At 62.0% G+C, this 22,568-nt stretch carries 26 protein-coding genes; 16 read left to right on the forward strand and 10 right to left on the reverse strand.

Annotated elements, in window-relative coordinates:
* Positions 1-2 precede the first annotated feature (2 nt).
* The 3 genes from fahA (at position 3) to QF045_RS08010 (ending at position 3,445) form a co-directional block, all read left to right on the forward strand.
* Entirely contained in the window at positions 3-1,289 is a 1,287-nt protein-coding gene (fahA, locus tag QF045_RS08000; protein WP_306491737.1) for a fumarylacetoacetase, read from the forward strand.
* 12 nt (positions 1,290-1,301) lie between these two features.
* The gene (maiA, locus tag QF045_RS08005; RefSeq protein WP_306491738.1) at positions 1,302-1,937 is read left to right on the forward strand and encodes a maleylacetoacetate isomerase; all 636 of its coding nucleotides are present in this window, start codon (positions 1,302-1,304) and stop codon (positions 1,935-1,937) included.
* A 146-nt stretch (positions 1,938-2,083) separates the two neighbouring features.
* Entirely contained in the window at positions 2,084-3,445 is a 1,362-nt protein-coding gene (locus QF045_RS08010; RefSeq protein WP_306491739.1) for an aromatic acid/H+ symport family MFS transporter, read from the forward strand.
* Here the strand turns inward: QF045_RS08010 and QF045_RS08015 are convergent.
* Positions 3,442-4,245 carry a SirB1 family protein gene (locus tag QF045_RS08015; protein ID WP_306491740.1) on the reverse strand — a complete coding sequence of 268 codons (804 nt, stop codon included), beginning with the start codon at positions 4,243-4,245 and terminating at the stop codon, positions 3,442-3,444. The genes QF045_RS08010 and QF045_RS08015 overlap by 4 nt on opposite strands.
* A gap of 187 nt (positions 4,246-4,432) precedes the next feature.
* Here QF045_RS08015 and QF045_RS08020 point away from each other — a divergent pair, with 187 nt between their 5' ends.
* Positions 4,433-5,452, forward strand: coding sequence for a Glu/Leu/Phe/Val dehydrogenase dimerization domain-containing protein (locus QF045_RS08020; RefSeq protein ID WP_306491741.1), 1,020 nt, complete (start codon positions 4,433-4,435; stop codon positions 5,450-5,452).
* A gap of 54 nt (positions 5,453-5,506) precedes the next feature.
* On the opposite strand, the gene QF045_RS08025 is transcribed toward QF045_RS08020, so the two are convergent.
* Positions 5,507-5,767, reverse strand: a complete 261-nt coding sequence (locus tag QF045_RS08025; RefSeq protein WP_003171979.1) for a YebG family protein — start codon at positions 5,765-5,767, stop codon at positions 5,507-5,509.
* 420 nt (positions 5,768-6,187) lie between these two features.
* Between QF045_RS08025 and QF045_RS08030 the strand changes: the two genes are divergently transcribed.
* The 4 genes from QF045_RS08030 to QF045_RS08045 all read left to right on the forward strand — a co-directional run bounded on the left by QF045_RS08030 (position 6,188) and on the right by QF045_RS08045 (position 7,691).
* Positions 6,188-6,406, forward strand: coding sequence for a DUF6124 family protein (locus QF045_RS08030; RefSeq protein ID WP_306491742.1), 219 nt, complete (start codon positions 6,188-6,190; stop codon positions 6,404-6,406).
* 178 nt (positions 6,407-6,584) lie between these two features.
* Entirely contained in the window at positions 6,585-6,773 is a 189-nt protein-coding gene (locus QF045_RS08035; protein WP_306491743.1) for an antitoxin, read from the forward strand.
* Complete coding sequence (locus tag QF045_RS08040; protein ID WP_306491744.1) at positions 6,763-7,032, forward strand: type II toxin-antitoxin system RelE/ParE family toxin; 270 nt, start codon at positions 6,763-6,765, stop codon at positions 7,030-7,032. The genes QF045_RS08035 and QF045_RS08040 overlap by 11 nt, the downstream gene beginning before the upstream one ends.
* Before the next feature lie 170 nt (positions 7,033-7,202).
* Positions 7,203-7,691, forward strand: coding sequence for a phosphate-starvation-inducible protein PsiE (locus QF045_RS08045; protein WP_306491745.1), 489 nt, complete (start codon positions 7,203-7,205; stop codon positions 7,689-7,691).
* Here QF045_RS08045 and QF045_RS08050 read toward each other — a convergent pair.
* The 3 genes from QF045_RS08050 to QF045_RS08060 all read right to left on the reverse strand — a co-directional run bounded on the left by QF045_RS08050 (position 7,688) and on the right by QF045_RS08060 (position 10,999).
* Complete coding sequence (locus QF045_RS08050) at positions 7,688-8,005, reverse strand: DUF3509 domain-containing protein (protein ID WP_306491746.1); 318 nt, start codon at positions 8,003-8,005, stop codon at positions 7,688-7,690. The genes QF045_RS08045 and QF045_RS08050 overlap by 4 nt on opposite strands.
* Positions 8,006-8,274: 269 nt before the next feature.
* Positions 8,275-9,561, reverse strand: a complete 1,287-nt coding sequence (locus QF045_RS08055; protein WP_306491747.1) for a serine/threonine transporter — start codon at positions 9,559-9,561, stop codon at positions 8,275-8,277.
* A gap of 61 nt (positions 9,562-9,622) precedes the next feature.
* Positions 9,623-10,999, reverse strand: coding sequence for an L-serine ammonia-lyase (locus QF045_RS08060; protein ID WP_306491748.1), 1,377 nt, complete (start codon positions 10,997-10,999; stop codon positions 9,623-9,625).
* Positions 11,000-11,136: 137 nt separating this feature from the next.
* Between QF045_RS08060 and QF045_RS08065 the strand changes: the two genes are divergently transcribed.
* Both QF045_RS08065 and QF045_RS08070 read left to right on the forward strand, forming a co-directional pair.
* The gene (locus QF045_RS08065; RefSeq protein ID WP_306491749.1) at positions 11,137-12,084 is read left to right on the forward strand and encodes a LysR substrate-binding domain-containing protein; all 948 of its coding nucleotides are present in this window, start codon (positions 11,137-11,139) and stop codon (positions 12,082-12,084) included.
* Positions 12,085-12,297: 213 nt separating this feature from the next.
* Positions 12,298-12,708 (forward strand): HPF/RaiA family ribosome-associated protein, encoded by a 411-nt coding sequence (locus QF045_RS08070; RefSeq protein ID WP_306491750.1) that lies wholly within the window; start codon positions 12,298-12,300, stop codon positions 12,706-12,708.
* A 107-nt stretch (positions 12,709-12,815) separates the two neighbouring features.
* On the opposite strand, the gene fecA is transcribed toward QF045_RS08070, so the two are convergent.
* The 3 genes from fecA to QF045_RS08085 form a co-directional block, all read right to left on the reverse strand.
* On the reverse strand, positions 12,816-15,152 hold the full coding sequence (gene fecA, locus QF045_RS08075) for a TonB-dependent Fe(3+) dicitrate receptor FecA (protein WP_306491751.1): 2,337 nt from the start codon (positions 15,150-15,152) through the stop codon (positions 12,816-12,818).
* A gap of 91 nt (positions 15,153-15,243) precedes the next feature.
* Positions 15,244-16,185, reverse strand: coding sequence for a FecR domain-containing protein (locus QF045_RS08080; RefSeq protein WP_306491752.1), 942 nt, complete (start codon positions 16,183-16,185; stop codon positions 15,244-15,246).
* Positions 16,182-16,670 carry a sigma-70 family RNA polymerase sigma factor gene (locus QF045_RS08085; RefSeq protein ID WP_306491753.1) on the reverse strand — a complete coding sequence of 163 codons (489 nt, stop codon included), beginning with the start codon at positions 16,668-16,670 and terminating at the stop codon, positions 16,182-16,184. Before QF045_RS08085 ends, QF045_RS08080 begins: the two co-directional genes overlap by 4 nt.
* 169 nt (positions 16,671-16,839) lie before the next feature.
* Between QF045_RS08085 and QF045_RS08090 the strand changes: the two genes are divergently transcribed.
* From QF045_RS08090 to QF045_RS08115, 6 genes are all read left to right on the forward strand, one after another.
* Positions 16,840-17,142, forward strand: coding sequence for a DUF3649 domain-containing protein (locus QF045_RS08090; protein ID WP_306491754.1), 303 nt, complete (start codon positions 16,840-16,842; stop codon positions 17,140-17,142).
* Positions 17,139-18,713 carry a PepSY domain-containing protein gene (locus QF045_RS08095; RefSeq protein ID WP_306491755.1) on the forward strand — a complete coding sequence of 525 codons (1,575 nt, stop codon included), beginning with the start codon at positions 17,139-17,141 and terminating at the stop codon, positions 18,711-18,713. The genes QF045_RS08090 and QF045_RS08095 overlap by 4 nt, the downstream gene beginning before the upstream one ends.
* Positions 18,714-19,040 (forward strand): DUF3325 domain-containing protein, encoded by a 327-nt coding sequence (locus QF045_RS08100; RefSeq protein WP_306491756.1) that lies wholly within the window; start codon positions 18,714-18,716, stop codon positions 19,038-19,040.
* Positions 19,041-19,047: 7 nt separating this feature from the next.
* Positions 19,048-19,626 (forward strand): RNA polymerase sigma factor, encoded by a 579-nt coding sequence (locus QF045_RS08105; RefSeq protein ID WP_306491757.1) that lies wholly within the window; start codon positions 19,048-19,050, stop codon positions 19,624-19,626.
* Positions 19,623-20,600, forward strand: a complete 978-nt coding sequence (locus tag QF045_RS08110) for a FecR family protein (protein ID WP_306491758.1) — start codon at positions 19,623-19,625, stop codon at positions 20,598-20,600. The genes QF045_RS08105 and QF045_RS08110 overlap by 4 nt, the downstream gene beginning before the upstream one ends.
* Before the next feature lie 156 nt (positions 20,601-20,756).
* Positions 20,757-20,879, forward strand: a complete 123-nt coding sequence (locus QF045_RS08115) for a hypothetical protein (protein ID WP_306491759.1) — start codon at positions 20,757-20,759, stop codon at positions 20,877-20,879.
* Positions 20,880-21,014: 135 nt separating this feature from the next.
* Here the strand turns inward: QF045_RS08115 and QF045_RS08120 are convergent, their stop codons facing one another.
* Together QF045_RS08120 and yejK are read right to left on the reverse strand one after the other, a co-directional pair.
* The gene (locus tag QF045_RS08120) at positions 21,015-21,365 is read right to left on the reverse strand and encodes a glutaredoxin family protein (protein WP_306491760.1); all 351 of its coding nucleotides are present in this window, start codon (positions 21,363-21,365) and stop codon (positions 21,015-21,017) included.
* Complete coding sequence (yejK, locus tag QF045_RS08125; protein WP_057701465.1) at positions 21,365-22,369, reverse strand: nucleoid-associated protein YejK; 1,005 nt, start codon at positions 22,367-22,369, stop codon at positions 21,365-21,367. The genes QF045_RS08120 and yejK overlap by 1 nt, the downstream gene beginning before the upstream one ends.
* Positions 22,370-22,568 lie beyond the last annotated feature (199 nt).

The raw sequence follows: 22,568 nt of genomic DNA on the forward strand, positions 1-22,568 counted from the left end.
CCATGACGCAACCCACACAGACCCGCAGCTGGGTAACCTCCGCCAACGGTCACGCGGATTTCCCGCTGCAGAACCTGCCGCTGGGGGTGTTCAGCATCAACGGCTCGGCACCGCGCAGTGGCGTGGCGATTGGCGACGCGATCCTCGACCTGCACGCCGCGCTGGATGAATTTGACGGTGAAGCCCGGCGTGCCGTTGAGGCAACTGCTGGCGGCCAGCTGAACGCATTTTTCGAACTCGGCCGTGGCCCACGCGTGGCCTTGCGCGAGCGCCTGCTGGAACTGCTTGCCGAAGGCAGCAAGCTGAAGACCCGCGAGGCGCAAGTGCTGCACCGTGCCGCTGATTGCCAGATGCACCTGCCCGCCAAGATCAACGATTACACCGACTTCTATGTCGGCATCGAACACGCACAGAACGTCGGCAAATTGTTCCGCCCCGACAACCCCCTGTTGCCCAACTACAAGTACGTGCCGATTGGTTATCACGGCCGCGCCTCGACCATCCGCCCATCGGGCACCGAGGTGCGTCGCCCCAAAGGGCAGACCTTGCCCGCCGGCCAGACCGAGCCGACCTTCGGCCCCTGCGCCCGCCTGGACTATGAGCTGGAACTGGGCATCTGGATCGGCCAGGGCAATGCCATGTGCGACGCGATTGCCATCAGCGATGCAGCCGAGCACATCGCCGGTTTCTGCCTGCTAAACGATTGGTCGGCACGCGATATCCAGGCCTGGGAATACCAGCCGCTGGGGCCGTTTCTGTCCAAGAGCTTCATCACCAGCATCTCGCCCTGGGTGGTGACGGCCGAAGCGCTGGAACCGTTCCGCAAGGCGCAACCGGCGCGGCCCGAAGGTGATCCGCAGCCGTTGCCGTACCTGCTGGACCCTCGCGATCAGAAGGCGGGCGCCTTCGATATCGAACTGGAAGTGCTGCTGACCACCGCCGCGATGCGTGAACAGAACCTGCCGGCCCATCGCCTGACCTTGAGCAACACCGAGCATATGTACTGGACCGTGGCGCAAATGGTTGCCCACCACAGCGTCAACGGTTGCCAGTTGCAGGCTGGCGATCTGTTTGGTTCGGGCACCCTGTCGGGGCCGCAGCCGGGACAGTTCGGCAGCCTGCTGGAAATCACCGAGGGCGGTAAAAAGCCGATTGAGCTGGCGTCCGGCGAGGTGCGCAAGTTCCTTGAAGACGGTGACGAAATCATCCTGCGCGCGCGTTGCAACCGCGAAGGCTTTGCCTCCATCGGCTTCGGTGAATGCCGCGGCACCGTAGTCGCTGCACGCTGAGAGGGCAGGGTGATGGAACTCTATACTTACTACCGTTCCACTGCGTCGTACCGGGTACGGATCGCTCTGGCGCTCAAGGGCCTGGATTTCACGGCGGTGCCGGTCAATCTGCTGGTACCGGCGGGTGGCGCCAATCGCCAGCCCGAGTACCTGGCGATCAACCCGCAAGGGCGCGTGCCGGCCTTGCGCACCGATGACGGCGAGTTGTTGATCCAGTCATTGCCGATCATCGAATACCTGGACGAACGTTATCCACAGGTACCGCTGCTTTCCACGGACCTTGCCGCCCGAGCCCACGAGCGCGCCGTGGCGTCGATCATTGCCTGCGACATTCACCCGTTGCACAACTCCAGCACCCAGAACCTGCTGCGCCAGTGGGGGCACAACGAGGAGCAGTTGCTGGAGTGGATCGGGCACTGGATCAGCCAGGGCCTTGGCGCGGTGGAGCAGTTGATCGGCAATCAAGGGTATTGCTTTGGCGAACAGCCGGGGCTTGCCGACGTGTTTCTGATTCCGCAGCTTTACGCGGCAGAGCGTTTCAAGGTGTCGCTGGCGGCGTACCCGCGTATCGCCAGGGTCGCGGCACTGGCGGCGCAGCATCCGGCGTTTCTACAGGCGCACCCTGCCAATCAACCGGATACCCCCTGAAACACTCAAATCCATGTGGGAGGGGGCTTGCTCCCGATAGCGGTGTGTCAGCTATGAATGTGTCGACTGCCACACCGCATCGGGAGCAAGCCCCCTCCCACAGTTGATGTGTGTCGGCCAATAAAAATAATTAAAGGTACCTTGCGATGCACAACCAGATTGCCAGCTTTCGCGCGGCACTCGACGCCCGTCCGGTGTCGCGCTATCAGTGGTTGATCCTTCTGCTGCTGGCCTTGCTGCTAGTGACCGACGGCTACGACGCCCAGGTGCTGGGCTATGTGGTGCCGGCGCTGGCCAAGGACTGGGGCCTGGAAAAAGCCGCGTTCGGCCCGGTGTTCAGTGCCAACCTGCTCGGTCTTACCTTCGGCTCGCTGCTGGTGACGCCGCTGGCGGACCGGTTCGGCGTGCGCCGCATCCTGCTGGGCTGTGTGCTGATCTACGCCAGCCTCACGGTGTTGATGGTGTTCGCCAACTCCCTGACGACGCTGATGGCCGCGCGCTTTATCTGCGGCATCGGCATGGGCGGCGCGATGCCCAGCGCCATGGCGCTGATGTCGGAATATTCACCGCCGCGCCTGCGCACCTTGATGGTGACCCTGGCCGCGTGTGGCTTCTCGTTCGGTGGGGCGGCCGGCGGGTTTGTGGCGGCGGGGTTTATCGACGGGTTTGGCTGGCAGGCGGTGTTCCTCGCGGGCGGTGTAACGCCGCTGCTGTTGTTTCCCTTCCTTTTGTGGCTGTTGCCGGAATCCCTGCCTCGCTTGCTGCGCGATGCACCGCCCTATGCGCGGTTGCACAAGGTCACGGCGCGCATGCTGCCCGATTGGCGGGCGCCCCTGGCGAGCGAGGCGCAAAATCGCCAGGAGCAGGGCAGCCAACTGACGGTGGTGGAGCTGTTCCGTCATGGCTATGCCCGCCCGACGGTGCTGATCTGGGCGACGTTTTTTGTCAGCCTGATCCTGCTGTACTTCATGATCAGTTGGCTGCCGTCGCTGTTGCTCGAAAGCGGGCTGGCGCTGAACGAGGCCAACCTGGTGACCTCGATGTTCCTGTTCGCCGGCACGTTGGGCGCCATCGCGATGGCCTGGTTCGCCGACCGGCTCAAAAGCAAAGTGCGCCTCTTATCCGCCGTGCTGGCTGCCGCGGCGGTGTGCACGGTGCTGCTGGGCCTGAATCACGACAATCCGCGTTATCTGGTGGCCTGCGTGTTCGCCGCCGGGTTCTGCATCATCGGTGGGCAACTGACCCTCAATGCGTTCGCCAGTAATTTCTACCCGGCACACGTGCGCGCCACCGGTACGGGCTGGGCATTGGGGGTGGGACGATTTGGTTCGATTCTGGGGCCGTTGCTGGGCAGCATGCTGCTGGCGATGCACATTCCGGTGCAGCAGATTTTCTTCTTCTGTGCGATTCCGGCGGTGATCGCGGCGCTGTTGATTATCCAGGTGCGTTCGCCCAGCGCGAGCGCACCCACCAGCTCTGTGCAGGGCGACACCCTCAAGGCGCCCTAATGCACCACTGCATTGGGAGGCAGGTGCCCCAGCCGCTCGGTCAGGCGCAGGCGCTGGATCGGGTCTTCGCTGAGCATCAATGCGTGTTCCAAGTCGAAACGCTCGGCGCTGGGGCAGTCCAGGCGTTGATACAGGCTGGCCCGCGCCAGGTAGTCGGCGGCGCTGGCATTGCCCAGTTCGAGCACGCGCTCGGCATCTATCAGGGCGGCCAGCGGTTCGTCGTTGGCGAGGTACAGCTGGCGCAGGTTACGTGACAGCCGTTGCAGGATCGCGCGGGGCTCGGCGCTGTGCAGGTGCTCGGCCTGCAGTTTGAGATTGGCCCCGTACTGGCGGTGCAGCAGCTCGCGACAGTCGTTGGGGTACAGGCGCCGACCGCCGCACGGGTCCAGCAGGTGATCGGCACCCGGGACCCGCAACAGGAAGTGGCCAGGGAAATTCACGCCGACCATGGGGATTTCCAAGCGCCGCGCCAGCTCCAGCGCGATCAGGCCCATGGCCAGGGGTTGCCCGCGTTTACGTTGCAACACCTTGTCCAGCAATGCGGCGGCGGGGCGTAGCGGGGTGAAATCATCCTGGGCGAACCCCAGGTCGTTCATGCATCGCAGCAGCGGCTGACCCAATTCATCGGCCGGTAGCAGCGGCATGCCCAGGCTGATCTGTTGTTGCAGCGCGCCGAACGCCTGCAGGATGAGCGGTGGCTGCACGGCAGCGTCATGCTCGGCCGCAATCCAGAGCGCGGCTTCAAACAGCGCTGGGGGCGAGCGGTCCAGGCAGGCGAAAAAGGCTTGGCGGGGCTTCATTGCGTTCTCCGGCGGATGCCTCGTTTTAGCCTTGCTGCGAATTTTCGTCCAGCACCTTGAGTAAATATCCCACGCGCTTATACCGCAGCCCCCGCTTAAATAGCGGTGCTTATTCCAGTGCAATCCAGCAGTCTGCTGCCGTGAGCCTATACTTGGGCCACTACCAGAAGTGATTCGGGAGCTCTTGATGTTTGCGCTCATGCACAGCACCCGCCTTGAATCGCTGCACCTGAGCGTCGACCCGGTGAGCGGGCTGAAGGCGATCATCGCCATTCACAACAGCCGCCTCGGCCCGGCTCTGGGCGGCTGCCGCTACCTTGCCTACCCCGACGACGAAAGTGCCGTGGCCGATGCCGCGCGCCTGGCCCAGGGCATGAGCTACAAGGCCGCGCTGGCGGGCTTGCCGGTGGGAGGCGGCACGGCGGTGATCCTGCGCCCGGCCCATGTGGAAAGCCGCGCCACCCTGTTTGAAGCCTTCGGTCGCTGTGTGGAACAACTGGGCGGGCGCTACATCACCGCCATCGACAGCGGCACCTCGGTCGCCGACATGGACTGCATCGCCCAGCACACCCGCTTCGTCACCAGTACCACCGCCGCCGGCGACCCCGCGCCCCATGCGGCCATGGGCGTGTTCACCGGTATCCGCGCCACCGCCATGGCCCGCCTGGGCAGCGACAACCTCGAAGGCCTGCGCGTGGCGGTGCAGGGCCTGGGCAACGTCGGCTACGCCCTGGCCGAACAGCTGCATGCGGCGGGCGCCGAACTGCTGGTCAGCGACATCGACCACGGCAAGGTGCAACTGGCCATGGAACAGCTGGGCGCCCACCCCATCGCCAACGACGCCTTGCTCAGCACCCCGTGCGATATCCTCGCGCCCTGCGGCGTGGGAGCAGTGTTCAATCGCCAGAGCGTCGGCCAACTGCGCTGCGCCGCCGTGGCCGGTTCCGCCAGCGCACAACTGACCAACCTGCAAGTGGCCGACCAACTGGAAGGGCGCGGTATCCTCTACGCCCCGGACTACGTGATCAACTCCGGCGGGCTGATCTACGTCGCGCTCAAACACAGCGGCGCCGAGCTGCCGAGCATCACCGCGCACCTGTCCAACATCGCCAGGCGCCTCACCGAAATCTACGCCCATGCCCAAGCTGAAAAACGCTCCCCGGCCCGGGTCGCGGACGAGCTTGCCGAACGCCTGCTTTACCAATAGCCGGGCATTAAAAAGGCCCTGAATCCATGATTCAGGGCCTGTTCAATTCGGGCTTTATTCCGCCGCCGCGTTCAGCAACTCGGACAGCGCGTCCGGTTGGCTCTTGAACGCCTTGGCAAATACATCGCGGTTCTTCGCCATGTAGATCCCGGCTTCTTCCACCTGCTGCTCACTCAGGGATGGCACGGCTTTTTGCAACACTTCTGCCAGCAACTCAGCGAGTTCAAGCATCTTGTCATGACGGTCAGCTTCGGCTTTATCCATGAACAAACGCTCCAGATCTCGGCTGCTGCGGTATACCACTTCGACGGCCATTCACCACCTCACATGCCTTCACGATAGTTGTCTTTGCGACTACTGTATTTACATACAGTGAAAAGGATAAGCCAAACGCCGGGGTTTGGATAGTAGGTTTTTAATGTAGTTGGGAAATGGGGGTTTGCTACAGCGGAAATTTCTGACAACTTGCCGGGGTTGCGCTGGAATTGCCCGGTGCCTTACCTTCCTCGGGCGCTGCAGTTGCAGCGAGCGGGCTTGGCGGCCCGACAAGGAAGCGCAACGACCCCCGTTATGAGATTGCTGGTTTTTTGCACTGTATTCTCGTGTCATGGCGGGTTGCGCATGGACCCCTCGGGGTGCCGGGTTGTTCCTTGCCGGTCCGCCAACCTTGTGCAATCCGTCACCCCAATCTGCTTGGCGGCAGACGGTGATGGTTTCTTATTAAGGAACTGGGCCATGAAAAAACACACACCCAACCCCCCGTCTACCGATTCGATGTTATTCAACGTCATGCCTGAAGCTGACACAGAAACCTTATTGGCCAACGCCAGCGAGACCCTAATCAGTGCCCGTGAAATGGCCAATATGCTGGCATTCGACCTTGATGGCCCGCAGCGAAGCTTGGTCCTGGCAATTCACCAGTTGATTGAAATGGGCGGTCTGCTAGTCGATTGAGTGCTGGAGCAAGTCGCGCCCGCCTGACGCTACGTCCCGATCGTTCCCACGTTGGTGGGAACGGTCTAAAAAATGAATGGTTGAGCGTGGATTTTTTCTGTTACTCACTTCATCGCTTGAAGCACGACAGCAAAAACGCCAGCGACTAGAATTCTCATTATCGACAACGGAGGTTTTTATGGACAATCCCTTTTCCTCTGGTATCCAAGCAGATACCGAAGAACAGGCAGACAGTTACGACCGCTGGTTTCGCACCAAGGTACAGGCCGCTCTTGATGACACCAGTCCCGGTATTCCTCACGACGAGGTGATGGCCGAGATGCAAGCGTTGATCGAATCTAAGCTCAAGAAAGGCGATGCTGATTGAGTGGGCACCCGCAGCGCGGGTGGAACTTCGCCAAATTATTGAGTACCTCAGTCATCGTAATCCCATAGCCGCTTTGGAGTTAAAACGTTCCATTGAAGCCTCGGTGCTGGCTCTCTCTCGCAGACCCCACCTTTACCGCCCTGGCAGAATCATTGGTACGCGAGAGATGGTGGTACATCCGAATTATCTGGTCGTCTATAAGGCGACAGATAACATTCGGGTGCTCTCGGTTCTACACGCGCGTCAACGATATCCTTGATAGGCCACACCTTTCGGATGGGCTAAGTATCTGTTCTGCTCACTCTCACAAGTGTCTCATGCCACCCGGCCACCATCTCACTCCCCAATGCTGGCCTTTTTTCTGCATGCAGAACAACCGTCACGTCCATCCCGCATTATCCGGTCGAGCCGACCTAAGGAAACATCATCGTGAAAATCAACTGGGCCGAAAAGCTGCGCCAGCAAGTCCATGGGCTGGCCGATTCGCTGGGCAATCTGTTTGTCGAGTCGTTCCACTACCTGGCGCTGTTCGCCATCGGGGCGGTGACCGCCTGGGCGGCGGTGATGGAGTTTCTGGGGATGCTGGAAAATGGGCACATCAAGATCGATGACATCTTGCTGCTGTTCATCTACCTGGAGTTGGGCGCCATGGTCGGGATCTACTTCAAGACCAACCACATGCCGGTACGCTTTCTGATCTACGTGGCGATCACCGCGCTGACGCGTCTGCTGATCTCTAACGTGTCCCATCACAACCCGCCAGACGTGGGCATTATCTATTTGTGCGGTGGGATTCTGCTGTTGGCCTTCGCAATTCTGGTGGTGCGCTATGCGTCGTCGGCCTTTCCGTCGGTGAAGGTCGAAGGCCCGCGCCGCAAGGGCGAGGCGAGCCTGGAGACCGAGAAGGGCGAGCTTTAAAGCCCGACGCTGAACGGCAGGTCACGGGTGGGAGGGCGCTGCAGGAGCTTGTGGTTATCCCCATCCGTCATCACCGCGAGGATTTCCATGGCGCTGTGACCCTGCTCGATGGCGATGCCGAACTGGATGCTTTGCACCAGGCGCTTGAGCCGCTGCGGATCGTTGCGCTGTTCGGCGCTGATCATGCGTTTGGCCACTACGCCGGTTTCATCCGAGAGGGTGAGCATGATGCTGCCGTCCAGCCGCTGGATGCTCAGGTTGACGCGATATTGTGGGCTGAAGGTGTCGGTGATGATCTGAAAAGGGTTGTCCATGGTGCGCTACCGCCTGATAAGAACATGCAGTCATTGACGACCGGTGTCGCGAATAGTTCGTGTTGCCTGACCACCGGCCAAAGTCCGTTTTCCTCACAGGCTCTACAGCAAGGGCCGTGCCGTACAGGCGCTGAAACTCTGAATGTGGGAGGGGGCTTGCCCCCGATTGCGGTGTTCCAGCCGAGTATTTGTTGGCTGATACACCGCTATCGGGAGCAAGCCCCCTCCCACAGGTGACCTGGGGTTGTTTCTCAGGGCGGTGACCCGTTTCAGGGCAGCACGGAGAAAACGATCGCAGACAGCGCAATCAGGCCGATCACCACCACGAACACATTCGACACCTGGCCCGAATACTGGCGCAGAGCTGGCACGCGCTGGATCGCGTACATCGGCATCAGGAACAGCAGGCACGCGATGATCGGCCCGCCGAGGGTTTCGATCATGCCCAGGATGCTTGGGTTGAACGTGGCCACGGCCCAGCAGGCCAGCACCATGAACAGCGCGGTGCAGCGTTCCAGGCCTTTGGACGACATGGAGCGATTGCGCCCGCGCAGGGATTTGACGATCAAGCCCTGGAAGCCTTCGCTGGCACCGATGTAATGACCAAGGAAGGATTTGGTGATTGCCACCAGCGCGATCAACGGCGCGGCGTAGGCGATCACCGGGGTCTGGAAGTGGTTGGCCAGGTACGACAGGATCGAGATGTTCTGTGCCTTGGCCGCAGCGAGGTCAGCCGGCGACAGCGCCAGCACGCAACTGAAGCAGAAGAACATCACGGTCACCACCATCATGCCGTGGGCGGTGGCGAGGATGCCGCTGCTTTTGCGTTCGGCCTGGGCGCCGTACACGCGCTTCTGGTCGACGGCGAACGCGGAGATGATCGGCGAGTGGTTGAACGAGAACACCATCACCGGGATCGCCAGCCACAGGGTCTTGAAGAACAGCGGCAACGGCATGCCTTCGCTGGCGGAGGCGAAGAATGCGCCGTTCCAGTTGGGGATCAGGCTGACAGCGAGCAACAACAAGGCGGCGACGAACGGGTACACCAGTACGCTCATGGCCTTGACGATCACGCCTTGGCCGCAGCGCACGATGGCCATCAGGCCGAGGATCAGCACCAGCGACAGGATCGCCCGCGGCGGCGGGGTCATGTGCAGTTGGTGTTGCATGAAACTGCCGAGGGTATTGGTCAGTGCCACGCTGTAGACCAGCAGAATCGGGAAGATCGCAAAGAAGTACAGCAGGGTGATCAGCTTGCCTGCACCCACGCCGAAGTGTTCTTCGACCACTTCGGTGATGTCGCCGGATTTGCCCGACAGCACGAAGCGCGTCAGCCCACGGTGGGCGAAGAAGGTCATCGGGAAGGCCAGCAGCGCCAGTACGATCAACGGCCAGAAGCCGCCAACGCCGGCATTGATCGGCAGGAACAAGGTGCCTGCGCCAATGGCGGTGCCGTAGAGGCCGAGCATCCAGGTGGTGTCGTGTTTGGTCCAGCCGGTGGTGACAGTGCTCTCTACAGCGGGATTTTCGGCAGCAGGTGTACGTACATCAGTCATCGATATTGCCTCGTTATTATTTTTGCGCGGGCTCACGTTGGGGCGGGTGCAAGTGCTCCGATCAGCACTCCACCCAGCTGACCGCCAGGCCGCCCCGTGAAGTTTCTTTGTATTTGTCATGCATGTCGGCGCCGGTATCGCGCATGGTGCGGATCACCCGGTCCAGGGAAATGAAGTGCTTGCCGTCGCCGCGCAGTGCCATTTGGGTGGCGTTGATCGCTTTGACGGCTGCGATGGCGTTGCGCTCGATGCAGGGCACCTGCACGAGGCCGCCGACCGGGTCGCAGGTCAGGCCAAGGTTGTGTTCCAGGCCGATTTCGGCGGCATTCTCCAATTGCTCAGGGGTGGCGCCGAGGATATCGGCCAGCCCGGCGGCGGCCATGGCGCAGGCCGAGCCGACTTCGCCCTGGCAGCCAACTTCGGCACCGGAGATCGACGCGTTCTTCTTGCAAAGGATGCCGACGGCGGCGGCGGCCAGGAAGAAATTGACGACGTCGTCGTCGGACGCGTCGGCGTTGAACTTCATGTAGTAATGCAGCACCGCCGGGATGATGCCCGCCGCGCCATTGGTCGGCGCGGTGACCATGCGTCCACCGGCGGCATTCTCTTCGTTGACGGCGAGGGCGAACAGGTTGACCCACTCCATGGCCGACAAGGTTGACGTGATCACGTTTGGCTTGCCGATTTCCAACAGGCTGCGGTGCAGTTTCGCCGCGCGACGTGGGACGTCCAGGCCACCGGGCAGAATGCCTTCATCGCGCAGGCCTTGCTCCACGCATTCACGCATCACCGACCAGATGTGCAGCAGGCCGCTGCGGATTTCTGCGTCGCTGCGCCAGGCCCGTTCGTTGGCCATCATCAGTTCCGAAACCCGCAGGCCGTGCTGGTTGCACAAGGCCAGCAACTCGACGGCGCTGGAAAAGTCGTAGGGCAACTGCACATCGCTGCTCGGCGCAATGCCCGACGCGGCTTCGGCCGCTTCGATGATGAAACCACCGCCCACCGAGTAGTAGGTTTGCTCGCTTGCCAGGCCGCTGTCGCCATAGGCGTGCAGGGACATGGCGTTGGGGTGGTAGGGCAGGCTTTCGTCGAGCAGCAGCAGGTCGGTGTGCCAGTTGAAGGCAATGGTGTGCTGGCCGGCGAGAAGCAGCTGGCCGGACTCGCGCAGTTGCTGGATGCGTGCGTTGATCGAGGTGGGGTCGACGCGATCCGGCCATTCACCCATCAAGCCCATTACACAGGCGCGGTCGGTGGCGTGACCGACGCCGGTCGCGGACAGCGAACCGTATAAACGCACTTCAACGCGGCGGGTCTGGCTGAGCAACTGCTGGTCGGTCAGCGCCTGGGCAAAGGTTGCCGCAGCGCGCATGGGGCCGACGGTATGGGAGCTGGACGGGCCGATGCCCACTTTGAATAGATCGAAAACACTGATAGCCATGCTAAAGCCTTACAAGCAATGGAGTAGAAATCGCTGCCATGTTTTGTAGAGCAGGCGGAATTGGCGCGATACTGAGCCTCTGGATCGGCACTGACCAACGAATTATCCTAAGACACCCTTTAGCAGGACTAAACGCTATGACTCGCCCGCTCCATGGCCAGACGTATGTCTGGCTGCACGTGTTTTCCTGCGCTGCGCGGCATTTGTCGTTCACCCGCTGCGCCGAAGAACTGCACATCACGCCGGGGGCGGTGAGCCAGCAGATTCGCCAGTTGGAGGAGCGCCTGGGCTTTCGACTGTTTCACCGACGGGCCAGAGGCGTGGAACTGAGTGCCGAAGGGCAGCGCCTGGCGAAGGTGGTGGGGGAGGCCTATGGCAGCATTGACGCCGAGTTACAGCGTCTGGACGCCGGGATGATCAGCGGCACCCTGCGCCTGCGTTCGATTCCGTCGTTTCTCGGCAAGTGGCTGACCCCGCGTCTGCCACGTTTGCAACAGCGCTTCCCGGACATCCAGCTGCGCATGGTCGCCGAAGACAGCAGCATCGCCCTGCACGAGGGCGACTTCGACCTGGCCATCGACCTTAACGATGGGAGCTACCCAGGCCTGTTATCCACAGCGCTGCTGGACGAACAGATCTTTCCGGTGTGCGCTCCCAGCCTGCTGCGCGGGCGCCCGCCGCTGCATGGGCCGGCGGACCTGGCGCACTTCCCGCTGCTGCACGACATCACCGCCTGGCGTGGGAGTTATGAATACGCCGAGTGGGAGTTTTACTTGAATGCCATCGGTTACCACGATGCCGATGTGCGTCGCGGGCACACCTTCAATCGCAACCACCTGACCATCGAAGCCGCCATCGCCGGCATGGGCGTGGCGATTGCGCGGCGCACGCTGCTCAACGACGAACTGGAGCGCGGCACCCTGATCGTGCCGTTCGGCCTGGCCGTGCCCAACCACAAACGCTACGTGCTGCTGTATGCCCCAGGCGCATTAAGCCATCCGGGCGTACGCGCAGTGCATGACTGGCTGGTGGAGGAGGCGGGGATTTTTCGCGCGTTGCACCCCTTGGGGGAGGGGCAATTGTGAGGATCTTCGGGTGTAGGAAGATGTGACTAACTCCCCACCCTAACAGCGTTTTTGCTTGTCGTCAGGGTTAATTTGTAATGTAGGATTTATCTTTGCAAAGGGGTTGAATTGTTTCAGCGAGTGCTCAATTGTGTAATCAAGAGGTCATGGTTTCACCACCCCGGTGTTGCAGTTTGTGATCTCTGGCGAGCTAGCTGAAATAAGGGAAGAACTATGCAAATCCAAGTCAATAGCGATAACCATATTGAAAGCAGCATCCGACTGGAGGAGTGGGTACGTACCACCATTGAGAGCACGCTCGAACGTTATGAAGAAGACCTGACCCGCGTTGAGGTGTACCTGCGCGATGAGAACGGCGACAAGCCAGGCCCCCACGATCTGAGTTGCCGTCTGGAAGCACGGCCAAAGGGCCATCAACCAGTTTCGGTCATTCATAAAGCCGATACGCTGGAACAAGCGATCGATGGCGCGGCCACCAAGCTCGATCACGCGCTGGAACATCTGTTCGGCAAACTGCAAGGCAAGCCCCGCGCTGCCGGTAAAAACCAGCCGACCACCAAAGTCAATGAAGATGAGCTTGAGCAGGAGTTTCTGGAAAAAGAACGCGCCGTGTTCAACGGCTGATAACGGTTCAACTCCCCCTTGAAAACGGGCCTGCACATGCAGGCCCGTTTGCGTTCGGGCATGTTGGGTATCAAATGTGGGATGGCCTGCAAATTGAAGGCGGCCAGTCAGAACGCGATGGACGTTTGCACATACACCGTGCGCGGTTCACCCACGTACTTGCCCTTGTTGTTATCGTCGAACGAGCGTGTGTAGTACTGCTTGTTGAAAATATTTTTCACACCGACCGCCACGTTCAAGTCCGACAGCTGCGGGCCGAAGTCATAGGCTGCGCGGCTGCTGAACAGCATGTAGCCAGGGATACGCCCATTCGCGCCGTCGGCGCTTTCGGCTTGGGTGTTGGCGTTGTCGGCGAACTGGCTGCTCTGGTAGCTGCTGTCCAGGTTGAGCTTCCACGGCCCTTCGGTGTAACCCACGCCGAGGGTGCCTTTGTGCCTGGACGAGAAGGGCACTCGGTTGCCTTTGTTCGGGCCGTCTTCGCGGATGGTCGCGTCGACATACGCGTAGGTGGCATACACGTCGAAGCCGGCCAGCGCCGGGCTCAGGCCGTCGAGGGCATAGTTGATGCTCGACTCGATGCCCTGGTGCCGGGTTTCACCGCGGGCGATCACGGTGTCATTGGTCTGGTTGCTGTCGTACTGGTTATCGAAATTGATCAGGAACGCACCGATTTCCGCGCGCAGGCTGCCGTTGTCATAGCGCGTACCCAGCTCCCAGGTGCGGGCTTTTTCCGGTTTCACTTCCCCGCTGTTCACGCGGTTGGGCATCTGGCTGTACTGCACGCTGCCGAACGAACCTTCCGTATTGGCGTAGAGGTTCCAGTCATCGGTGAGGTGGTAGAGCACGTTCAACGCCGGCAGCGCGGTGTTGTAGTCGCCCTTGTAGTTGACGTTGGTGAGGTTGTTGCTCTGCTGGGACTTGATCATCTCGTAGCGGATGCCCGGTGTGATCGTCCACTTGCCGATATCGATACGGTCGTCGATGAAGAATGCATTGGCTTCGGTGCCGCCGCGCGTGTCGCGGTCGTTACGGCTGTCGGTGCTCGGCATTGGCTGATTGGCGGCAATCGGCGTGCGGTAGCGCAACTCGTGGCCGGCTTCGTTGATGTAGCGGTAGCCAACGCCGACTTCGTGGCGGGTGGGGCCGAGGTCGAAGCCTTGGGCGAAGCGGGTTTCCAGGCCACGTACCCAGTATTCGCGGGGTGACAGCGAGAGGAAGTTGCCTTGGTCGAGATAACCGCTGCGCAGGGTCTTGGTGAAGAAGCTGTTGACCGTGAATTCCCGGCGATCCTGCTCGTAGCGGTAGCCGACGTTGAACATCGTGCGGCGGCCCCAGAACTTGTCGTAAGGGCGGGTCGACTGGTACGGATCGGCCTTGTAGTCCTTGACGTTCAAGCCGCCGGGCATATCGGCCTGGCCTTCGTAGTACTGCGCCATGGCGTTGAAGCTGTTGGCGTCATCCAGTTGGTATTTGCCCTTCAGAATCAGGTCATCGATGCGCGTGTCGCTGTTTTCACGCCAGTCACCGCCGCGGGTTCCGGAGTACAGCAGCGCGCCGCCCAGGCCATTGTCGGCGGTGCCGCCGGCCAGCAGGTTGCCGGTGGTCTTGAAGCCATCGTGGCTGGAGGACGGGCTGGTTTCGGTCTGCAGACCGCCTTTGACGGTGGGCGCCTGCGGGATGGCGCGGGTCACGAAGTTGACGATGCCGCCGACGTTCTGCGGGCCGTAGCGCACCGCGCCGCCGCCGCGTACCACGTCGACCGCGTCCATGTTGCCCATGCTGATCGGGGCGAAGGACAGTTGCGGCTGGCCATAGGGCGCGAAGGGCACGGGGATGCCGTCCATCAGCACCGTGGAGCGCGACGCCAGGCGTGGGTTGAGCCCGCGAATACCGAAGTTCAGCGCCATGTCATGGCTGCCGGTGCCGTTGTTGTCCGGGGCGTTGACGCCGGGGATGCGGTTGAGCACGTCGCGGGCCTGGGTGGCGCCCTGGCGTTCGAAGGTGTCGCGGCGAATCACGTCGCGTGCGCCGGGGTGTTCGAACACGTTGGTCTGGGCCGCATCGCCGAGCCAGTCGCCGACCACGTTGGAGGTCTGCAGCTCGAGGGTGGCCGGGGCGCTGGCCGGTTGCAGGCTGTAGGCATTGTCGCCCTCGGCACGGGCTTGCAGGCCACTGCCTTCCAACAGTTTTTGCAGGCCCTCGGCGGCGCTGTAGCTGCCCGACAAGCCTGGGCTTTGCAGGCCGGCGGTGACCTCGGAACCGAAGGACACCAGCACGCCCGCTTCGCGGCCGAACTGGTTCAGGGCCGCTTCCAGGCTGGTGGGTGCGATGTGATAGGTCTTGTCTTGGGCCGCCAGTACCGTGGGCAACACGGTCAGGCTGAGGCTGGCGCCGAGCAGGAGCTGGCGCAGGGTGCGGGCAAGAAGCGTCGGTTGCAGGGGCATGAGGGGCGGTCCTGAGAGGGAAGGATCAAGGTGGCTTTCCTTCTCTGTCACGCGAGGGCTGGAAAACGGCTCACTGTTTTTTTAAATATGTTCAGGCGCGGGCCTGGACCGTCACCCAGTAGCGGGTAAAGCGCCGCACGGTGACCGGCAGGCTGACTTCCAGCAGGTCGAGAATGCGTTCGCTGTCATCCAGTGGATAACTGCCCGACAGCAGCAGGTTCGCCACCTGCGGGTCGCAGTTGAGCTGGCCGCGGCGGTAGCGTGCGAGTTCGCCGAGGAAATCCGCCAGGCGCATATGCGCAGCCACCAGCATGCCGTCAGCCCAGGCACCGCTGTTGGCATCGGTTGGGCGAGGGCTGTCCCAGCCTTTGCGGGTGAAATTGACCTGATGCGCAGCCGCGATGCTCAGCGGCAGGCCGTTGTAGTGGTTGGGCATCACGTCGACATGGCCGTCGAGCACCGCCAGTTGGGTATGGTCGTTGAACTGCCGCACATTCAAGCGCGCCGCCTGGCTGCTGAGCAGGCCCTGGCCGGTGAGTACGCGCAGCGGCGTGGCGCCTGCGCGGGCGGTCAGCTGGATTTCACCTTCGAGCAGGCGGATCAGGCGCTGCTGGCTATCGAAATGCACGTCCACCGCGCTGCCGGTGTTGAGCTGCAAGTGGCTGCCGTCGGCCAACTGCACGGTGCGGCGCTGGCCAACCGGGCTGCGGTAGTCGGCCGTCAACGGCGGCAGGATATGTTGCTGGCGAAGGCTCCAGGCTGCCGCCGAACCGGCGCCGAGGATCAACAACAGCTTGAGCGCCTGGCGCCGGCTGTTGGATGTGGGGGCATTCAACGCCGCATGCGCCAGGGGCGAAGGCATGCCGCGCAGGCGCTGGTTGACGCGCTGGATCTGGTCCCAGGCGCGCTGGTGTTCGCTGTGCGCCTCCAGCCATTGCTGCCAGGCCAACTGCTGGCGCGGGGTGAGCGTGCCTTGCTGCATTTCCAGCAACCAGTGCACGGCTTGTTCGGCAACTTGAGAGGAAACGTTCATAGGGCGAAGTAGCAGCGCAGGGCGGCTTTGGTCAGGTGGCGTTTGACGGTGGCAATGGAGATGCCCAGTTGCGCGCCGATTTGAGCGTAGGTCAGCCCGTCGAGCTGGGCCAGCAGGAAGGCGCGTTTGACCTGCACCGGCAGGCCGTCGAGCAGTTGGTCCAGCTCCACCAGGGTCTGCAAGATAATGGCGCGGTCTTCTTCCGACGGCGCCACGTGCTGCGGCATTTGTGCCAGTGCATCGAGGTAGGCGCGTTCCAGGTCTTGGCGACGGTAGAAGTTGAACAGCACGCGCTTGGCGACGGTGACGAGAAAGGCGCGGGGTTCGTTCAGTGTTGGCGCTTCGCGGGCGCTGAGCAGCCGGATGAAGGTGTCCTGCGCCAGGTCGGCCGCGCTTTCAGGGCAGCCGAGCTTGCGTCGCAACCAGCCGGTGAGCCAGTGGTGATGGTCGTTGTAGAGAACTTCGACGGTGTTGGACGGCGGCAAGTGATCACTCCATCAGCATTGGCATGCTTTAGAGAACAAGAATTGTTCGCATTGTAGGGCCGAGGACGCGGTTCGGCAATCGGCCATGGCCGGTGATTCATCCGTTCTCTTTTGCTTATGAGAATATTTATCATTAATATTGCGCGCTGATGAACTTGGCGCCTGCCGCATGAAAAGCAAAACCTCATTGCCCGCCGCTTATCGCCTCGCCGTCACCTCCCGTGTGCTGGCGGCTGTGATCGGTGGTTACCTGATGGCCTCCCTCGCGGCTATCTGCCTCGCGCTGTGGCTGCCAACCTCCCGCGCCGATGCCGTGATCACCGGCATGATGAGTTCCTTCGTGTTCTACCTGCTGGCGGTGCTGTGGTGTTTCGCCTGCCGCACGGCGTGGCGCGCGTGGGCGGGGGTGATGGTGCCCAGTGCGCTGTTTGCCATCCTGGCGGGCGTGGGTTTGTGGATGGTGCGCACATGAAAGAAGGCTTTCGCCAAGCCATGGCCTGGCTGCACACCTGGGCGGGGTTGATCTTCGGCTGGTTGTTGTTCGCGATTTTCCTGACCGGCACCCTGGCGTATTTCAAAGATGAGATAACCCACTGGATGCAGCCCGAAGTCCAGGCCCATCCATTGGACAACGCACGCAGCCTCGCCGTGGCGCAAAGCTATCTGCAGCGACAGGCGCCCACGGCCGCGCGCTGGTTCATCACCTTGCCCACCCACCGCGACCCCGGCCTGTCGGTGATGTGGCAAGACAAGGTCGAGCCCGGCAAGCGCGGCACCTTCATCCAGAAAGTCCTCGACCCGGTCAGCGGCCAAGCGGTCCAGGCCCGTGAGAGCATGGGCGGCGAATTCTTCTACCGTTTCCACTTCCAGTTGCAAATGCCTTACCCGTGGGGCCGTTGGCTGGCCACCCTTGCCGCCATGGTGATGTTCGTCGCGCTGATCACCGGCATCATTACCCACAAGAAAATCTTCAAGGACTTCTTCACCTTCCGCCCGCGCAAAGGCCAACGTTCGTGGCTGGACGGGCACAACGCGGTGGGCGTGCTCGTATTGCCGTTCCACCTGATGATCACCTACAGCAGCCTGGTGATCTTCATGAACATGGTGGTGCCGGCGCCGATTCTGGCCTCGTATGGCAACGACAGCCGTGCGTTCTTCAATGAGGTGTTTCCCAGCTCCGAGAATGCGCCGGCGCTCGGCCAGCCGGGCACTTTGCTGCCGTTGTGGCCGATGTACCAACAGGCGCAGCAACAGTGGGCGGGTGGGCATGTCGGGCGCTTGGCGGTGAATAGTCCGAGTGACGTCAACGCCTCGGTGAATGTGTTCCGCGCCGGGTCCGACAGCGTGGTGCATGATTTCGGCAGCAGCGTGTCGTTCAACGGCACAACTGGCGAGTTGTTGCGGGTCAGTGGCGAGCCGTCCTTGCCAGCGGTCATCGGTGGGGGTTTTTACGGCTTGCACATGGGCCACTTCGCCGGCCCGGTGTTGCGCTGGCTGTACTTTATTTGCGGCCTGGCAGGCACGGCGATGATCGGAACCGGGCTGGTGATGTGGCTCGGCAAGCGCCAGCTCAAGCACGCCAAAACCGGCGTCATGCCGTTTGAGCTGCGCCTGGTGGAAGTGCTGAATATCGCCAGTATGTCCGGCCTGCTGATCGCCATCGCAGCGTTTTTCTGGGCGAACCGCTGGTTACCGGCGAGCTTCGCCGAGCGTTCCGACTGGGAGGTGCGAGCCTTCTTCATCGCCTGGGCCTTGAGCCTGGTGCACGCGCTGGTGCGTCGCGGCTGTCAGGCATGGATCGAGCAATTGAGCCTGGCTGCGCTGCTGTTCGTTGCCATCCCGCTGGTCAATGCGCTGACCACCTCGCAGCATCTGGGCGTTTCACTGGTGAAGGGCGACTGGGCCATGGCCGGCTTCGACCTGACGTGCCTGGCCAGCGGCCTGTTCCTGGCCTGGGCAGCCTGGAAGATGCGGTGTCGCACGGCGTCTCAGCCCCAGGCTGAGCCTGCACGAACATTAACGCTCAAACAGGAGGCCGGCTGAATGCTGCTCGCGCTGCTCCTGTGCTACGCCGGGTTTACCGCGCTGTGCCTGTCGATCGACCGTCATCACGGCGAGTTGCTGCGCCGCAAACCCTCACCCGCACGGCGTCTGGTATTGCGCGGGGCCGGTTGGTTGCTGCTGACGCTGTCGCCCTGGCCGGCGGTGGCCACCACGGGTTGGGGCCAGGGCCTGGTGGAGTGGTGCGCGGTGCTGATGCTCAGCGCCTTGCTGCTGGTGCTGCTGTTGCCGTATCGGCCACGCCTGGCGCTGATACTGGCGGGCGCCGGCCTGCTGGCCAGCCCTGTCGCGGCCTTCGGCCTCTTCTGAGTTGCCGATGATGATCAGCCCGCCGCCCAAAACCCCGGACAGTTCGCACCCCGATGCGGCCGGTGGGCGTGCGCATTTTCTGCAGGTGTTTTTGTCCCAGCGTTCGCAGATGGAAGCGCTGGTCAGCCGCCGTGTCGGTTGCCGTGCCACCGCCGCTGACCTGGTACAGGACCTGTTCCTGCGTTTTTGGCGTCGGCCGCTGGTGCAGGTCGAAGAACTCAGCACTTACCTGCTGCGCTGCGCCGGCAATATCGCCATCGACCATTTGCGCAGCGAAGGTGCCCGCGCGCGCAGCAACGAAGGATGGCTGCCGGAACAACAGCACAACCAGGGCGACGAGCCCCAGGCGGCTCTCGAAGCGGGCAATGATCTGCGTCATGTCGAAGCCGCCTTGCGCAGTTTACCCGAGCGCACCCGGCAGATTTTCCTGCTCAACCGCATCCATGGTCGCAAATACGCACAGATCGCCAAGGCGATGGGCTTGTCCCAGAGCGCCGTGGAAAAACATATGATGCGAGCACTCGAAGCCTGCAAGGCCAGCCTTCGCGAGCCACCGCCGCCACGCACGCCAGGGAAAGCCCCGTGAACGTTACGCCCACGCCCGCCCAGGAACAGGCCGCGCTCGCCTGGCTGAGCCTGCTGCACGACCAGCCCAGCAGCGGCGACCAAGCCACGTTCAGCCAGTGGCTGCGGGCCGATCCCGCCCACATCGAGGCTTACGCCCAGGCCCAGGTGCTGTGGGAGTTGAGCGAAGTCCCGGCGCGCACGTTAGCGACCGAAGATGCGCAGGCCTTACAGGGCTACCTCGATGCGATGAGCGGTTCCAGGCGTTCGCGCAGGCTGCGCTGGTCCGGCGCCTTGGCCATGGCCGCGTGTCTGTTGCTGATGGTGGCGATGGGCGCCGGTTGGCAGCCGTCGCGCTGGGTCGATGATCTGGGCGCCGACTACGTGACGGCGCCAGGGGAGGTGAGGACCGTCACCCTGGCCGATCAATCCCACGTCACCCTCGACGCCGACAGCGCCATCGCCGTGGATTTCAGCCATGGCGAGCGGCATATCCAGTTGCGTCGAGGCGCTGGTTTTTTTCAGGTTGTCCACACCGGGCAGCCCTTTGTGGTCGAAGCGGGCAGTGGAGCGACGACGGTGCTGGGCACGCAGTTCGAAGTGCGCCTGCAACCGGCGGGGGCACAGGTGACCGTGTTGTCCGGCCGGGTTGGCGTGACGCCCTCCAGGCGGGCGCCGCAGCAAATTCTGACGGCAGGCCAGCAAGTGGCCTACGCCGATGGGGTGGCCGAGCCGCTGCGTTCGGTCGACAGCCAAGCCCGCCTCGCTTGGCGCGAGGGGTGGCTCAATTATTACAAGGCGCCGCTGGCCGAGGTGATCGAGGACCTGGCGCGCTACTACCCCGGCCGCATCTTGCTGCTCAATAACGAGATGGGCGCCAAACGTGTCAGCGGCAGCTTCCCAAGCAAAGACCCGGTCGCCGTGTTGAACGCCTTGCAAGCGGTTTTGGGCTTTGAACAGCACGCGTTGCTGGGCCGCATGATCGTGTTGCGCTAGGCCCGCATCCGTTCGCCGAACCTTCATCGCAATCACTCCAACCTGTCACCAAACGGTTACACGTGCCGTGGATCATCCCTGGGTTTCCTGAGCAAGCGGTCAGGAAGCCACCTACCTCTGCCCGTTCAACAGAGCAACGTCAGTGACAAGGAGTACTTGAGCTCGGCGCGTACCGTGGCGTTCAACTCGGCACCGGTCAATGGGCTGGCACCGAGTACGGCGTATTACAACGTAGGGGAAGAGCGCACGGCGATGGTATCGCTCGAAGCCAATTTCTAAACACACCACAAAACCCAATGTGGGAGGGGGCTTGCTCCCGATTGCGGTGTGTCAGCTACCTATAGGCTGGCTGACACACTGCTATCGGGGGCAAGCCCCCTCCCACATTTGATCTGCTGTGTTTTACAGACTGGGTTACTTCAATGCCGCCATGATCGCCTCGGGGTTGTAGTCGCGAATCAGGGTGCCATTGACGTCCACAAACGGAATCCCGCCGCCGCCCAACGCTTCATACGCCTTGCGCGCCTGGGCGTCTTTTTCGATATCGAAGGCCTGGTAAGGAATACCTTTCTGGTCCAGAAATCGGCGGGTCTGTTTGCAGTAGCCGCACCACTCGGTGGCGTAGAGCACCACGCGCGCCGAGGCGCGTACCTGCTCCGACACCACTTGCGAGGGGTTGAACAGCCGCTCGATCTTGCCCCAGTTCTGAATCACCACCACGACCAGCAGCACCAGCAGGACTTTCTTGAACACGCCGCCCAGCATCAGTTACGGCGCTTGAGCTGGTCGGTCAGTTGGGTCGGCAGGCCCTTGATGATCAAGGTGCCGGCGGCTTCGTCATATTCGATCTTGTCGCCCAGCAGGTGCGCTTCAAAACTGATGGACAAGCCTTCGGCGCGGCCGGTGAAGCGGCGGAACTGGTTGAGGGTGCGTTTGTCGGCAGGGATCTCCGGCGACAGGCCGTAGTCCTTGTTGCGAATGTGGTCGTAGAACGCTTTGGGCCGATCTTCATCGATCAAGCCGGACAATTCTTCCAGGCCCATGGGCTCGCCGAGCTTGGCCTGGCTGCTGGCGTAGTCCACCAGGGTCTTGGTTTTCTCGCGGGCCGACTCGTCCGGCAGGTCTTCGCTTTCAACGAAGTCGCTGAACGCCTTGAGCAGGGTGCGGGTTTCGCCCGGGCCGTCGACGCCTTCCTGGCAGCCGATAAAGTCGCGAAAATATTCCGAGACCTTCTTGCCGTTCTTGCCCTTGATAAACGAGATGTACTGTTTGGATTGCTTGTTGTTCTGCCACTCGGAGACGTTGATCCGCGCTGCCAGGTGCAGTTGGCCCAGGTCCAGATGGCGCGAGGGGGTCACGTCCAGCTCATCGGTCACCGCCACGCCTTCGCTGTGGTGCAGCAGCGCGATCGCCAGGTAGTCGGTCATGCCCTGCTGGTAGTGGGCGAACAGCACGTGCCCGCCGGTGGACAGGTTGGACTCTTCCATCAGCTTCTGCAGATGCTCCACGGCCGTGCGGCTGAATGCGGTGAAATCCTGGCCACCGTCAAAGTATTCCTTCAACCAGCCGCTGAACGGGTGCGCGCCGGACTCGGCATGGAAGAAACCCCAGGCCTTGCCTTGTTTGGCGTTGTAGCTCTCGTTGAGGTCGGCAAGCATGTTCTCGATGGCGGCGGATTCGGACAGCTCCGAATCACGCGCATGTAGGACTGCGGGTGTGCCGTCGGGTTTTTTGTCGATCAGGTGGACGATGCAATGACGGATCGGCATAGGCTTCTCGGCTGGTTGAAGGGGAGCGGTGAGCCTCCCCCAAAAAGTTGCCCAGTGTACCGCACCCATTGGTCAAGACGCGCCTGGAAGGGCGTTTTGGACCTTCTCCGACCGGGCATATGCCTTTTTTTCACGGTTTAGAGCGATAAAGCTGACCAAATGGGTATGTTGAGGCGGATATTTCCCCGTCGCTGTGCTA

Origin of the sequence: Pseudomonas sp. W4I3 (assembly GCF_030816195.1) — a bacterium.
Lineage (GTDB): Bacteria > Pseudomonadota > Gammaproteobacteria > Pseudomonadales > Pseudomonadaceae > Aquipseudomonas.